At 45.9% G+C, this 14,529-nt stretch carries 13 protein-coding genes; 5 read left to right on the top strand and 8 right to left on the bottom strand.

Going from position 1 to position 14,529, the window contains the following annotated elements:
* Window positions 1–133: 133 nt before the first annotated feature.
* From C8R11_RS00275 to C8R11_RS00265, 3 genes are all read right to left on the bottom strand, one after another.
* Window positions 134–2,452 (bottom strand): TonB-dependent siderophore receptor, encoded by a 2,319-nt coding sequence (locus tag C8R11_RS00275; protein WP_244907491.1) that lies wholly within the window; start codon window positions 2,450–2,452, stop codon window positions 134–136.
* Between the two features lie 513 nt (window positions 2,453–2,965).
* The gene (bfr, locus tag C8R11_RS00270; protein ID WP_107793963.1) at window positions 2,966–3,430 is read right to left on the bottom strand and encodes a bacterioferritin; all 465 of its coding nucleotides are present in this window, start codon (window positions 3,428–3,430) and stop codon (window positions 2,966–2,968) included.
* Complete coding sequence (locus C8R11_RS00265; RefSeq protein WP_107793962.1) at window positions 3,396–3,665, bottom strand: bacterioferritin-associated ferredoxin; 270 nt, start codon at window positions 3,663–3,665, stop codon at window positions 3,396–3,398. Before C8R11_RS00265 ends, bfr begins: the two co-directional genes overlap by 35 nt.
* 291 nt (window positions 3,666–3,956) lie before the next feature.
* Between C8R11_RS00265 and wecB the strand changes: the two genes are divergently transcribed.
* From wecB to nudB, 5 genes are all read left to right on the top strand, one after another.
* Window positions 3,957–5,090 carry a non-hydrolyzing UDP-N-acetylglucosamine 2-epimerase gene (gene wecB / locus C8R11_RS00260; protein WP_107793961.1) on the top strand — a complete coding sequence of 378 codons (1,134 nt, stop codon included), beginning with the start codon at window positions 3,957–3,959 and terminating at the stop codon, window positions 5,088–5,090.
* Window positions 5,091–5,156: 66 nt separating this feature from the next.
* Window positions 5,157–6,608, top strand: coding sequence for a mannose-1-phosphate guanylyltransferase/mannose-6-phosphate isomerase (locus C8R11_RS00255; protein WP_107793960.1), 1,452 nt, complete (start codon window positions 5,157–5,159; stop codon window positions 6,606–6,608).
* Between the two features lie 320 nt (window positions 6,609–6,928).
* Window positions 6,929–7,288 carry an FmdB family zinc ribbon protein gene (locus C8R11_RS00250; protein ID WP_107793959.1) on the top strand — a complete coding sequence of 120 codons (360 nt, stop codon included), beginning with the start codon at window positions 6,929–6,931 and terminating at the stop codon, window positions 7,286–7,288.
* Between the two features lie 70 nt (window positions 7,289–7,358).
* Window positions 7,359–9,140: an aspartate--tRNA ligase gene (gene aspS / locus C8R11_RS00245; RefSeq protein ID WP_107793958.1), complete on the top strand. Its 1,782-nt coding sequence runs from the start codon at window positions 7,359–7,361 to the stop codon at window positions 9,138–9,140.
* 29 nt (window positions 9,141–9,169) lie between these two features.
* Entirely contained in the window at window positions 9,170–9,637 is a 468-nt protein-coding gene (gene nudB / locus C8R11_RS00240; RefSeq protein ID WP_090697842.1) for a dihydroneopterin triphosphate diphosphatase, read from the top strand.
* A gap of 35 nt (window positions 9,638–9,672) precedes the next feature.
* On the opposite strand, the gene bioD is transcribed toward nudB, so the two are convergent.
* From bioD to bioB, 5 genes are read right to left on the bottom strand one after another with little or no spacing between them, the layout of a single operon-like run.
* Complete coding sequence (gene bioD, locus C8R11_RS00235; RefSeq protein ID WP_107793957.1) at window positions 9,673–10,338, bottom strand: dethiobiotin synthase; 666 nt, start codon at window positions 10,336–10,338, stop codon at window positions 9,673–9,675.
* A 1-nt stretch (window position 10,339) separates the two neighbouring features.
* Window positions 10,340–11,218, bottom strand: coding sequence for a malonyl-ACP O-methyltransferase BioC (bioC, locus tag C8R11_RS00230; RefSeq protein ID WP_107793956.1), 879 nt, complete (start codon window positions 11,216–11,218; stop codon window positions 10,340–10,342).
* Window positions 11,211–11,972 (bottom strand): pimeloyl-ACP methyl ester esterase BioH, encoded by a 762-nt coding sequence (gene bioH / locus C8R11_RS00225; protein ID WP_107793955.1) that lies wholly within the window; start codon window positions 11,970–11,972, stop codon window positions 11,211–11,213. Before bioH ends, bioC begins: the two co-directional genes overlap by 8 nt.
* 31 nt (window positions 11,973–12,003) lie before the next feature.
* Window positions 12,004–13,185 carry an 8-amino-7-oxononanoate synthase gene (gene bioF / locus C8R11_RS00220; protein WP_107793954.1) on the bottom strand — a complete coding sequence of 394 codons (1,182 nt, stop codon included), beginning with the start codon at window positions 13,183–13,185 and terminating at the stop codon, window positions 12,004–12,006.
* An 18-nt stretch (window positions 13,186–13,203) separates the two neighbouring features.
* Window positions 13,204–14,226 carry a biotin synthase BioB gene (gene bioB, locus C8R11_RS00215; RefSeq protein WP_107793953.1) on the bottom strand — a complete coding sequence of 341 codons (1,023 nt, stop codon included), beginning with the start codon at window positions 14,224–14,226 and terminating at the stop codon, window positions 13,204–13,206.
* Window positions 14,227–14,529: the final 303 nt, after the last annotated feature.

The raw sequence follows: 14,529 nt of genomic DNA, 5'->3' as shown, positions 1-14,529 counted from the left end.
ATTACCCTCTATTTGTTAAACACGACTAGATTTTTATCTAGTGTAATAATAACACTAATGTTAATGATAATAATTATTGTTAATGTAAAAAATGATAAAAAATAATTTGCTTGTGCATTAAAAAATTGATGCGCTAAAAATTAGCGACAAGCGTTGCACGTACTGCAAAAGGCGATCCAGGCGAAATGTTATTATTATTATGAACCGATGCAAAATAATGTGTATCGAAGAGATTTTCAATATTAATCTGTGCCCGGACCTGACGGGTTAGTTGTGCAAACAAAGCAGCATCAACACGGGTAAAATCAGGAATTCGCACTGTATTATCTACTGCTGCAAACATTGAGCTGCGGTAAATAACGCCAAATGCCGCACCGATCCTGGGTGTAATGTCATACCTGCTCCACATCGAAAAAGTATTGCGGGGAAGTTCTGCTACCGTTGCACCTTTTTGCGCATCTGATGATTGCGTACTGGTGAGTTCCCCCTCCTGATAAGCATATCCACCCATCACACTCCAATTAGATGTGAGTTGGCCGCTTAAACCAATTTCAACACCTTCGGTACGTTGGCCTTTAGTCAGAAAAGTCCGTGACGAATCATTTGGATCAATGGTAATAACATTTGTACGATCCAGTCTGTAAACAGCGCCCGTCAGTGCAAGACTCGGGTAAATGTCCCATTTAACCCCCGCTTCCCACGTAGTGAATTTTTCCGGCTTCAATGTGGCTCTGGTGACAATAATGGAAGTCAACTGCTCACCCGCTCTGGGCACAAATGCCTGGCTAAAGCTTGCATAGAATGAAACAGGCTCAATCGGTTTATAAATCAAACCGAATCGCGGCGAAATCAAATGATCGGTTGTTTTGATTTGCGTGCTCTCGCCATTTCTTTTCTGAAAATTTACTTCAAACAGATCATAACGGACACCCGCAATAGCCTGTAACTGGGGTAACAATTCGATTTGATCCTGGATATACAACGATGTGATATCGACAACGCTGCGGTTATCGGCATCTGAATCCTGAGTAATAAATGAGATGGGCACATTGGTAACCGGATTACTCAGCGGCACACGGAAACTGGTACCTCTTGGATCGTTATTAAATAAACCTGTCTGACGTATATTACTGGTAATCTGCTGGCCTATTTCAACACCGGCTAAAAATGTATGACTGATGGGTCCAGTGTTCAGTGAATACAATAAATCGGTCTGGTTAAATACATTTTCACGGTCCGAGGTATCGTTGTAGGCACCCAGCGACACCCGGTCTGCAAAAACAGGACTATTGGCAAAAACATTTTGATAGAATTTATCGTATTGTGCATAATTTGTCCGGTTGCGCAGCGTCATACCGAAGTCAAAGTGATGTTCGATTAATGAATTAAAAGCCAGCACTTCCACATCCGCATGACTGCGGTTGGGATCGCCAAAAAACTGCGACCTCTTGACATCTGCCGGACGGCCAAGAAAAGACGGGATACCCCGGTCTGCTGTTCTGTCGTCATGAAAGCGTTCCATATTCAAAACGACCTTGGTGCGCTTGGTGGGTTTAATCGTAACCGTCGGTGAAACGCCGCGACGACGCAAGACCACATCATCACGAAAACTATCAGAATCCTCAAACAGGCCATTTACCCGAAAAGCCACCTTGTCATTCAACACATGGCCGAAATCCGCCGTCATCCTTTTTTTGTTAAAAGAACCGCCCTGGAATGAGAACTCACGCACCGGATCCCAATTCGCCTGCTTGGTTACCCGGTTGACCACACCGCCCGAACCGCCACGGCCAAAAATCATACCGTTAGCTCCTTTCAACACTTCGACACGTTCGATATTGTATATATCCCGGAAAAACTGCACGTCATCGCGCACACCATCAATAAAAAAATCACCGGTCGAGCGGTTGCCACGAAATACCAAGGCATCACGATTACCCTCTCCTTGAGACACACCGACACCCGGCACATATCGCACGGCATCTCCCAAGCTCTGAATTGCCTGGTCCTTTATCAATTCCTCAGTCACGACGGTTATCGACTGTGGCACATCGCGTAACAGCGTATTTGTCTTGGTTGCAGTGACACTGCTGGTAGCGGCATAGTTTCCGGTATTGCCAGCTGATATCTGAATTGTGGGTAATACGGTGACACCTCCGGAGGATTGCGCGCCCGAAACTTCAAGCCCCCCCGCAGACTGCGCAGCAACAATTTCATAACCTTCAGTCTGTTGAACGAATCTGAGTCCACTGCCGATTAATAAAAAATTTAACCCTGACGATATGTCAAAGCTGCCTTCCAGTCCTTGTGTTTTAGCACCCTTCAAAAGCGCCGGGTCATAAATAAGATCAATACCTGCTTGTCGCGAAAATTTATTTAGCGCATCTTGCAGCAACCCAGCAGGAATATTGTATGTCTGCTCGATCACTTCTGCATGTTTATTTTCAGACACTTGAGCAAATGCATTATTCAGAAAAAAACAACTAAGCAAAACAAAACAGTTTAAGCAAAAATGTAGATAAAGCTTAAATTCATTTTGCTCTTTCTTGTATATAAGAATCATTTTTATTATTATACTCATTACTTTTCTTTGCTGCTATTGCCAGTTGATCCACTTTCGGTACGTTGAATGGCATGTCAGGAAAAGAGATCAGGTTTATTTTTTAGCGTCTCGACACCACCTGGTAAAAAGCGTCGTATCATAACAGTACTCCATCAACGAAGAGTGATGAGACCAGTTAGCTTTTCTTGAGCGCTATGTTACTGGGGTTACCACTCTTCATTGATGGAGTACTGTTGTCTTTAATTTTATCCTAGTGTACGGCTTGCATATCTCATCGAATGCGAGACACTACACTGATTCATTTATCGCTGCCACATAGTTAGGTGCCTTAAATGCCTAACCACGTTTTTATTAGGGCATTCCACCACAACACCATCAAAAAAATCCGGAATTAACAAAGAATTATATCTGACTCTGCAGCCAGTTTTGTATACCGACTTTCTTCATCACATCAAGCTGCGTTTCCAACCAGTCTATATGTTCTTCGGTATCCTCCAGAATACTTTCAAAAATCTCGCGTGAAACATAATCTCCCTTCGCCTCGCATACAGCAACTGCCGCTGTTAATGTCTCATGCGCCGTCAGCTCCATTTTTAAATCACAGGCAACGCATTCCTCAACGCTCTCACCGATCATCAACTTGCCCAGATCCTGTAAATTCGGCAGACCTTCAAGCATTAGAATGCGTTCTATCAGCTTGTCCGCGTGATTCATTTCCTCGATTGACTCATCATACTCATGCTTGCCCAGGCTGTTGAAACCCCAGTTTTTATACATACGGGCATGTAAGAAATATTGATTGATCGCGGTAAGCTCATGCAGTAATTGGCGATTAAGCCACTGAATAATATCGGTATCCCCTTTCATAGTCTGTCTCCTCAGGCTGCTCTGTTGTTAAGCACGTAATTTCTGGAATGGAAGAATGCAACTGCGCTTTTTCGGCGCGTGCCTGCTCTAGAATTTCCTTTGCATGGCAGGCACAGATTCCGCATTGTTCAGTCACACCGAGACAGGTTTTCAAATCACGCATACGCTCAGCACCATTATTGACCGCTTCGCGGATTGCGCTGTCTGTCACTCCCTTGCAAACACAAATATACATGATATACGCCCCAACTAAAAGATTTCAGTGCTTTGCAGCCTATAAAAACAAACTAACTAAAAACAATATTATTAATGAGAATGATTCGTAATTATATTCTTCTTTAAAAAGATTGCAAGAAATTTCAACAGAAATATTCGCCCGCATGCCATAATTTGTAGAAATACCTTGTTAAAGCGTACAAATTTCAACTTACCCGTCAACAATAATCATTTTAAAATAAGTGCTGCGTAATTCGCATGAGCGATTAGCCTCTACAAATTCGACACTTCAATCCACTCGATAAAACACATGCAAAAAAAAATCTACCTTGTCGCCGGCGCCAGACCTAATTTCATGAAAATCGCCCCTATCGTACGCGCATTGAACAAGCAAAACATATTGACATATCGAATTATTCACACAGGTCAGCATTATGATCCGGAAATGAACGAAGTTTTTTTTGAGGAACTGGGCATACCCCAACCGGATATTTTTATGGGCGTTGGCGGCGGATCACATGCGCAGCAAACAGCCAAAATAATGACCGCATTTGAAGAATACTGCCAGAACGACATGCCGGATGCAGTGCTGGTTGTTGGCGATGTCAATTCAACACTGGCCTGCTCTATCGTCGCAAAAAAACTGCAAATACCGGTCGCGCATGTTGAAGCAGGCTTACGCAGCGGCGACATGCGGATGCCCGAAGAAATAAACCGCCTGGTAACCGACAGTATCTCCGACTGGTTTTTTGTAACCGAACCCAGTGGATTGAGGCATCTGCAACATGAAGGCAAGCTGGATACGGCCACCTTTCTAGTCGGACATGTGATGGTGGATAACCTGCTATATCAGGCTGAAAAACTGGCCAATATGGATACCGGCTGTTTTCCCACAACGCCATTTAAGACGACACAACTTGATGCGGGAAAACGCTATGGCGTCATCACGCTCCATCGCCCCAGCAATGTAGATGACGCAAAAACCTTTTCCGGAATCAGCGAAGCACTTAAGGAAATCGCCCGTGAATTACCTCTTATCTTTCCAGTGCATCCACGTACACGCAACAATCTAGATAAATTCGCCATTGACCTTGGCCCCAACATCACGCTGATCGGCCCACAGGCTTACATGCCGTTTCTTCATTTGTGGAAAGATGCCGCGGTCGTCTTAACGGACAGTGGCGGTCTGCAGGAAGAAACAACCGCACTGGGAGTGCCCTGTATCACCATACGTGAAAATACCGAGCGCCCTATCACCGTTGAAGAAGGATCAAATACGCTTGTAGGCATCAATCCGGCGCGCATTGTTGAAGAAACCATTAAAATACTGCGCGGCCCGGACAAACCATGCCGCCGGCCTCAACTATGGGATGGCAAAGCCGCTGAAAGAATCGTGCGCATTCTGGCTGAAGCACTTATTACATCACCTGTGAATTCTGAATAAATGCGCATAAATGGTTTTATGACCCTCAATTGATTCATTACTCTTCGTAATTTATAGAAAATCGCTATGCATACACTTATTCCAGTTATCTTGTCAGGCGGCTCGGGCACAAGACTATGGCCGCTCTCCCGCGAAAAACATCCCAAACAACTATTATCACTGATCAGTGAGGATTCATTATTACAAGCCACGGTTCGCCGCATGGACGGACTCGACGATATTGAAGTAACAGATCCTATCGTGGTCTGTAATGAAGAATACCGCTTCGTGATTGCCGAGCAATTACGTGTAATGGAACGCAATGGCACCATTCTGCTCGAACCCAGCGGGCGCAATACAGCGCCTGCGCTCACAATCGCAGCACTTACCGCCCTTCATCAAGGCGACGACCCCATTTTACTGGTGATGCCGTCCGATCATGTCATCGTCGATACTGAAGTCTTTAAAAAAGCAGTTCAACAAGGCGTTCAGCTTGCGCTGCAAGGCCGCATTGTGACTTTTGGCATTACCCCCGACAAGCCGGAAACAGGCTTTGGTTACATACAAACCGGCGACCAACTGGAGAACAGCGATGCTTACAGTATCGCGCGTTTTGTAGAAAAACCGGATAGCACCACCGCACAAGCCTATCTTGATGCTGGCACCTTTCTCTGGAACAGTGGACTTTTTCTGATGCATGCATCAATATGGCTGCAGGCCATAGAGCTATGCCACCCAAATATTCTGTCTGCATGCCGCACCGCCTGGAATGGCGGTTCAGTAGATGGGAATTTCACGCGCGTCGAAAAAACCGCTTTTGAGCAATGTACCAGCAAGTCCATTGATTATGCTGTCATGGAACATATCGCGCTTGGGCAAAATCCGCAGTTACCTGCAGGCGCAGTGATTCCTTTGACAGCAGGCTGGTCAGATGTGGGCGCATGGGACTCACTGTGGCATGTTCTGCCCAAGGATCAATCCGGCAATGTTTCACAAGGTGATGTACTACTGCATGAATGCAATAATACGCTTGCCATTTCAGAAAGCCGCCTGGTAGCCTGTGTGGGCATCAGGGATATGATCGTTGTAGAAACTCCTGACGCCATTCTGGTTGCACATAAGGATCAAACCCAGGACGTCAAAAAAATCGTCGACAATCTCAAGAAAACCGGGCGATCAGAAAGCCATTTGCACCGTAAGGTTTTCCGCCCCTGGGGGTGGTATGACGGCGTGGATTCCGGAGAACGCTTCCAGGTCAAACGGATTGTCGTCAAACCCGGCGCTGCATTATCGCTGCAAATGCACCATCATCGTACCGAACACTGGATCGTGGTACGTGGCACTGCGCGCGTAACACGCGGGGATGAAAGCTTTCTGGTCACCGAAAACGAATCCACCTACATCCCGGTCGGCACCCAGCACCGTCTGGAGAACCCGGGCCGCGTCCCGCTGGAAATGATCGAAGTTCAATCCGGCTCCTACCTTGGCGAGGATGATATTGTGCGTTTTGAAGATGTTTACGGGCGGGACAAGACCTAGTCGACTTGTTTGAAAACAATCTAAAATAACACGATTAAAAAGATTATAGAAAAATGTCGCATATAAGTATGAACCCGGACAATCAAGAGCGGCACTGCCTCTTTCTGCTGTTATTGGTTGAAGTTTACGTGGAACGCCATGCATAACAAGAAAATAGATAATCAATATATTCATCAAATCTTGACTTATTTTCCATAGCAGTCTATCGGTTTCAGTGCCTTCCATATTCAGGCTTTTCACATCGAAACAGCACACTGGCGCAATACTCAGGTTAAGGTATAATAATCGGTTTATTTAATTTTGGATTGTTGGAGGTTTTTATGCCCATTTATGAATATCTTTGCAATTCATGCGGCGCGAAAAAAGAGCATATGCAGAAAATGAGCGATGCGCCGGTCAAAGCCTGCCCGGAGTGTGGCAGCGAAGATTACGCCAAGCAGATTTCTGCCGTCGGGTTTCAACTCAAAGGAAGCGGCTGGTATGTGACGGATTTCAAGAACAAACCTGCACAGCCCGCAGCAAAATCTGAGAAAAGCAGCGCACAGTCTGAATCTGCAGAATCTAAATCTTCTGATGCAAAGACGGATTCGAAAACCGATACCAACGCAGCATCGCCAACACCGGCACCAACTGAATCAAAAACAAAAACCGGCACCACGACCACCACACCTACTGATTAAAAACCCATGATGCGAATACAGCTCGTTCCACATTCCATACCCGTTATTTCAGGTTTATAAAAAATATACTATGCGTACAAATTACTGCGGAGCCATCAACACACACTATCTCGATGAAATCATAACACTCTATGGCTGGGTACATAGACGCCGTGATCACGGCGGTGTGATTTTCATCGATTTACGCGACCGTGAGGGGCTGGTACAAGTCGTCTGCGATCCCGATAATATTGAGACGTTTCAGCTTGCAGAAAAAGTTCGCAACGAATATGTTTTGAAAGTGACCGGAAAAGTCCGAAGACGCCCGGAAGGCACGGTTAATACAGCGCTATACAGTGGAGAAATTGAAGTACTGGTGGTCAATATGGAAATTCTGAATGCTTCATTAACGCCACCATTTTTGATGGATGACGATCATATCAGTGAGTTTGTTCGACTGGAACACCGTTACCTGGACTTGCGCCGCCCGGTAATGCAGTCCAATCTGCGCTTGCGGCATAAAGTCACCATGGCTGTACGTGTTTTTCTGGATCAACAGGGCTTTCTCGACATTGAAACGCCTATCCTCACCAAATCGACACCCGAGGGTGCGCGCGATTACCTGGTACCGTCACGTGTCAATGCAAATCATTTCTTTGCCTTGCCGCAATCACCGCAATTGTTCAAACAGTTATTGATGGTTTCTGGATTTGACCGCTACTATCAGATAGCACGCTGCTTCCGTGATGAGGATTTGCGTGCCGACCGGCAACCGGAATTTACGCAGATTGATATTGAAACCTCTTTCCTTTCGGAAGCAGAAATCATGTCGCTGATGGAAGAGATGATTCGCAGTCTTTTCAAAACAGTCAGCAATGTCGAATTGCCCGACCCTTTTCCACGCCTGACTTACGCAGAAGCGATGCATAAATACGGCAGTGACAAACCGGATTTGCGCGTCACGCTGGAGCTGACGGAATTAACCGATATTATGAAAGAAGTACCGTTTAAGGTTTTCCGCGAGGCTGCAGAAAAATCAAACGGACGTGTCGCCGCGTTACTCGTCCCCAACGGGGGCCGCCTGACACGCAAGGAAATTGACGATTACACGCAGTTTGTCGGCATTTATGGTGCCAAGGGACTGGCCTATATCAAAATCAACAAACTCGGCGACGGACAAACCGGACTGCAATCCCCTATTCTGAAGTTTCTGCCGGAAGACATAATTCAAATCATTCTTGAGCGTACTGGGGCGAAAGATGGTGATCTGATTTTCTTCGGTGCTGACAAGGCCAAAATTGTGAACGAAGCCCTCGGGGCACTGCGCATTAAAATCGGGCATCAACATGGCCATGCCGAATCCGGCTGGCGACCGGCCTGGGTGATTGATTTTCCGATGTTCGAATGGGATGAGGAAGATAATCGCTGGCAGGCATTACATCATCCTTTCACCTCGCCAGCCGACGGTCACGAGGATTTGCTGCAAAACAAACCTGGAGAAGCATTATCGAAAGCCTATGACATGGTTCTGAACGGCTCGGAAATTGGCGGCGGCTCGGTGCGTATTCATCGCAACGAGGTACAATCAAAAGTATTTCAGGCGCTGGGTATTTCTGAGGAAGAGGCCAAAGAAAAATTCAGTTTCTTGCTGGAAGCATTACAATATGGCGCACCGCCACACGGCGGTATCGCATTTGGTCTTGACCGTATCGTTACACTCATGACCGGCTCTGAATCTATTCGTGACGTCATCGCATTTCCAAAAACACAGCGCGCGCAATGCTTATTAACCCACGCACCCGATACCGTTGACGAAAAACAACTCAAGGAGCTGAACATTCGTCTGCGCAAAACAGAACAACCAAAAAATTGATCCTCTGATAAAAACAACCGGCACATTTAATGTATAAAATCCCTGTATCTGTTCTGGTTGTTATTCATACACAGAATCTACAGATTCTTTTACTTGAACGCGCAGATCACCCCGGATACTGGCAATCCGTCACAGGCAGCCAGCATCAAAACGAATCGCTTCAGCAAACCGCACTTCGTGAAATCGCAGAAGAAACGGGTCTGAATCCGCTAGATTATCAACTCTCAGACTGGAAAACACAAAACCGGTTCGAGATCTTCAAAGAATGGCGCTGGCGCTATGCACCGAATGTTACACATAACGCCGAGCATGTTTTCAGTCTCTGCCTGCCCGAGATAAAACCTGTCAGAATTGCGCCAAAAGAACATCTCGACTATCTCTGGCTACCCTGGCAACAGGCAGCTGCTAAAGTATTTTCCTGGAGCAATGCAGAAGCGATCCGAAGTCTGCCCATGCGTCAATCCGATATCAGTCAATACTCCTTTTCTCCTATTTGATCAGGCATGCATAAAAAAAAGTTTTACTGTCGATCTCATAAAATTTTCGACACATCAATGAATTGACTGAGTGTCTGCACATCGGGCTCAGATACAAACGGCACAACGCCCAGTAAAGGACAATCAAGCCGTTGTCGCAACGCAGCAATGTTTTCATCCAATACCAACGCGCCCGGGTCAATACAATTCGCTACCCATCCAACCAAGCGCAAGCCAGTATGTTGGATTATCTGCTGTGTTAATAACGCATGGCTAATACACCCTAACCGCATGCCGACGACCAGAATCACCGGTAATGCCAACAACTTCGCCAAGTCTGAAGTATCCTGCCGCTCATTGACAGGCACCAGAAAACCACCCACACCCTCGACAACAACGCATTCCACACTTTTTTTGAGTTCATGAAATGCGTTGTAAATTCTCGTCAAATCAATTTCAACACCTTCTTGCCGGGCGGCAATATGCGGCGCAATGGGTGCATGTAACGCATAAGGGTTCATCCACTCACAGGGAACATTTATATTACTGGCTGCACGTAGCAACTCCACGTCCAGCCATTTTCCGTTTTCTTGCCCGGCAGCAATGGGTTTCATACCGACAACTGTTTTATTTTGTGCCGCAAAAGCATGTAATAACAGGCAACTGACGAATGTTTTGCCAATGCCTGTATCAGTTCCGGTTACAAAAAAACTACCGGCCATGCTAGCTCATAATAATTTGTTTACGGATTTCTGGTGTTATCACCGATTGTTTCGGCGGCAGCTTCCAGGCATGGCCATAAATGACTTCAAAGGTTGCCGGCAGTTTGCCTTTTGAGCGCAATGTTTCATACCGCTCAATCACTTTTTTCCATCTCATCTTACCCGTCAGGCCCTGCCGCCTTCCTTGCGCAACATTATGTGCACCAATCGCTTTGAGGTCACGCATAACACGCATGACATCATCATAAGTCAGGGTTATATACTCCATATCCATAACCGGTGTTGCAAAGCGATTATGCACCAGCAGATCGCCAATATCATGCATATCAATAAACCGATTAACATGCACAGAAGCATCTACATGGCCAAAAGCCTGTCTTAATTCCTGCAAGGTATCCGGCCCGAAAGTACTGAACATAAAGAGCCCGTCTGTTTTCAAAACACGATTAACTTCACAAAAAGTCTTATCCAGATCATTGCACCACTGCAACGCCAGATTTGACCAAACCATGCCAACACTTTCGTCTTTGACGGGCAAGCGCTCCATATCAGCACACAGATACTGTATCTGTTTTTTTTGAAACGGCCAGAAACGCCGCCACCCTGTCGCTATCGGCTGCGCATGCTGCAACATGGCCCAGGCAATATCCATCGCCACGAGCCGGCTGTCCGGATAACGCACACTAAGTTTTTGTGTACCATAGCCCGTTCCACTGCCTGCATCCAAAATTGTATCTGGAGCATATTTGATATAATCCAGACGGGAAAACATACGGTCACTAATTTCCCGTTGTAAAACAGCGGCCTGATCATAGGTTGTTGCAGCGCGCCCAAAAGCATTCCGCAATTGGCGTTTATCCAGCCGATAATCTTCACTCATTGAGACAGGCCACAAATGTCTCTGGATCCGTTAAGAAAGGCGCATGACCGCAGCGCGGGAATAGCACTAACTTGGAATTTTCTAGCTGCTTATGCATCCAGTCTGCGGCACAAGGATGCGTTATTACATCATTTTCACCATGCAACAATAAAACCGGTTGTTCAACACGGTGCAAATTTTCACGCATATCATTTGTTTGCAAAATTAAGAGTCCTTCTTGTAACGTATTATAATTAGGTTGTTCCCGCTCAAAAACATATTCACGAAGTTGCGCCAAAGTATCTGTGACATTGCTTCCACCATTGATTTGAAGCGTCAGAAAACGATTGATCGATGTTCGATAATTTTGATGCAAGTTTTCTAAAAAAAATTTTAGAAACTTGCGCTCCACTCCCCATGGCCAGTCGTGCCGTTTTACAAAACAGGGGGTAGTGGAAACAAGCACCAGTTTGTTAACACGCGCAGGATTATTCAAAGCCAAAGCTATTGCTATTTGCCCACCCAGAGACCAGCCGCAGATAATGCTATTTTCAGGTAGTCTGTCTTGGATAATGTCGACAACATGATCGAAATTATCCAGCTTACAGGCGGAACTAAAACCATGACCGGGCAAATCGAACAAATGTACGCGAAAACGCAACGCCAGCAAGTCACGGACGCCTTTCCAGACACCACTGTGCATTGCCCAGCCATGCAGTAAAACCAGATCGGGTCCGTTACCCAGTGTTTCGATATGGATTGTTTCTGTTGACATCTACTGATATGCAGTCAGCGTATATTGATTATCACGCAGCGTTTGTGTTTTGTAACGCGCTGGCTAAACGAGCAATATCTTCGTCCCTGTGAGAAGCAGATAAAGAAATACGCAGCCGCGCTGTATTCCGTGGCACAGTAGGTGGTCGAATGGCTGGCACCAGAATACCTTGCGATTTCAAATTTTGACTGATACGCATCGCCTCCTTCGTATCACCGATAAGCAAAGGTTGAATCGGTGTATTCGAGGGCAGCAATCTCCATCGCAATGTCCGCATTGCATCTTTTAACTGCTTAATCAATTGGAACAAGCGCTCACGGCGCCAGTTATCCTGCTCAATCAGTTGCAAACTTTTCAATAGAACATGCGCCAGCATTGGCGGACTTGCGGTTGTGTAAATATAACTTTTTGCCGCTTGTATCAGTGTCGCAATGATTTCGGATGAAGCAGCGACAAAGGCACCAAAAACGCCAGCTGCTTTTCCAAGTGTCGCCATATAGATAATATTAGATGCATGCAGCGCTGTCCGAACTGATTCTCTTCTTTTTTCTGAGGTAAACAGTATACCGCGCCCATTCCTACCAAGCACGCCAAAACCATGTGCGTCATCCAGCAATAACATGGCATTGTATTTATTACATAGCTTAACCAGATTTTCAACAGGCGCCACATCACCATCCATGCTGAATACCGCATCGGTGATAATCAGTTTTCGCTTCGCCTTAGATGCTATCAGGCGCCGTTCCAACGTTAGCAGATCAAAATGCGGATAACGAATCAGCTGCGCTCTTGAAAGTATGGCGGCATCATTGAGTGACGCATGATTCAGCTTGTCTGCAAAAATAGCATCGTTGCGCCCGACAAGCGCCGTCACAACGCCTATATTTGCCATATAACCGGTAGAAAATAACAGTGCCTCAGAAAAACCGGTAAATTGCGCAAGCGCTTCCTCAAGTACATGGTGCGCGGTACTATGTCCATTCACCAAGTGCGATGCTCCTGAACCTACGCCATACAACTGAGCCCCCTGGCAAACAGATTGAACCAGCACAGGATGACTGGCCAATCCCAGGTAATCATTACTGCTAAAAGAGAGATACGCATGTCCGTCAATAGTCACATGTGTTGACTGAGGACTTTCAAGAATAGACCGGTAACGCTTTAAACCCTGCTGCTCCCGAATCAACAGTTGTTCAGCCAGATCAGAAAACATGCATCATTCCAAATTCATTTAAGCTGAAGCAGATAAGGATTGCATGCCTAATTTATCAAGCAATGCCTTATCTTGCTGTACGTCGGGATTACCAGTCGTCAATAATTTGTCGCCATAGAAAATCGAATTTGCGCCTGCTAAAAAGCATAACGCCTGCACCGCTTCCGACATCTCACGCCTGCCGGCCGATAATCGTACCATTGCTTTTGGCATGGTAATTCGAGCGGCAGCAATTGTTCTGACAAATTCCAGCGGATCAAGGACAGCAGTACCGTACAAAGGTGTTCCTTCAACCTGCACCAGATGATTAACAGGTACAGAGTTCGGATAAGGATCTAAATTAGCCAGCTGCGTAATTAAGCCAGCACGTGCTTCACGCGTTTCACCCATACCCACAATACCGCCACAACAGACATTAATGCCGGCATTACGCACTTCCCGCAATGTATCCAAGCGATCCTGATAGTTCCGGGTAGTAATAATCTCCTCATAATAATCGGGAGATGTATCAAGGTTATGATTATAATAATCTAATCCTACTTCTCCTAATTGTCTCGCCTGCTCCGGTTTCAGCATGCCCAGAGTTGCGCAGGTTTCCATACCCAACGCTTTCACAGCGCTTATCATTTGTGTCACTTTTTCCATGTCGCGCTGTTTAGGCCCTCTCCAGGCAGCGCCCATACAAAATCTTGTAGCGCCTTGCGCCTTTGCCGCAGCAGCAGCGGTTACCACGCTGTCAATGGATAGCATGTCCTGGTTCTCGACACCGGTATGATAACGGGCAGCCTGCGGACAATAACCGCAGTCCTCGGAGCACCCACCCGTTTTAACGGATATCAACGTAGACAACTGCACGGCATTCGCATCATGATGTCGACGATGTACCTGTTGCGCCTGAAATATCAGATCGTTAAAAGGCATGTCAAGTAACGACTGTATCTCGGTGACAGTCCATTGAGCTGATTCACCCGCCTTTTCAACCAAGCTTTTGTTAACTTTTCGATTATTTGGTATATCCGATGTGAGTGAATTACAATGCATAACAGCTTCCTTTGAATATTTTGAGATAGCTAATTTCGTTTAAATTTATAATGAAATGAATGATTACGGATTCAAGCAGTATTGTCAATTCAGGCAGATGTTTTTTGACCAGGGTATAACAATTTGAAAAATTTGATTGAAAAAAACTGCATTCTTTGTGATGCATTCTCAAATCAGCATCTGTGTAATGCCTGCCTTAAAAGCTTACCCTGTATCCCAGCCAATCATTGCCCCACATGTTTAAAAGCAACTCCTTTCAGCCAAGATCAGAAATGTGGTACCTGCTTATCCAAGCCGCCCGCT

It is taken from the genome of Nitrosomonas aestuarii (assembly GCF_003046585.1).
In the GTDB taxonomy this organism is placed as follows: Bacteria; Pseudomonadota; Gammaproteobacteria; order Burkholderiales; family Nitrosomonadaceae; genus Nitrosomonas; species Nitrosomonas aestuarii.
Note: the sequence above shows the minus strand (reverse complement) of the source record. Positions and strands in the feature narration are given on the sequence as shown.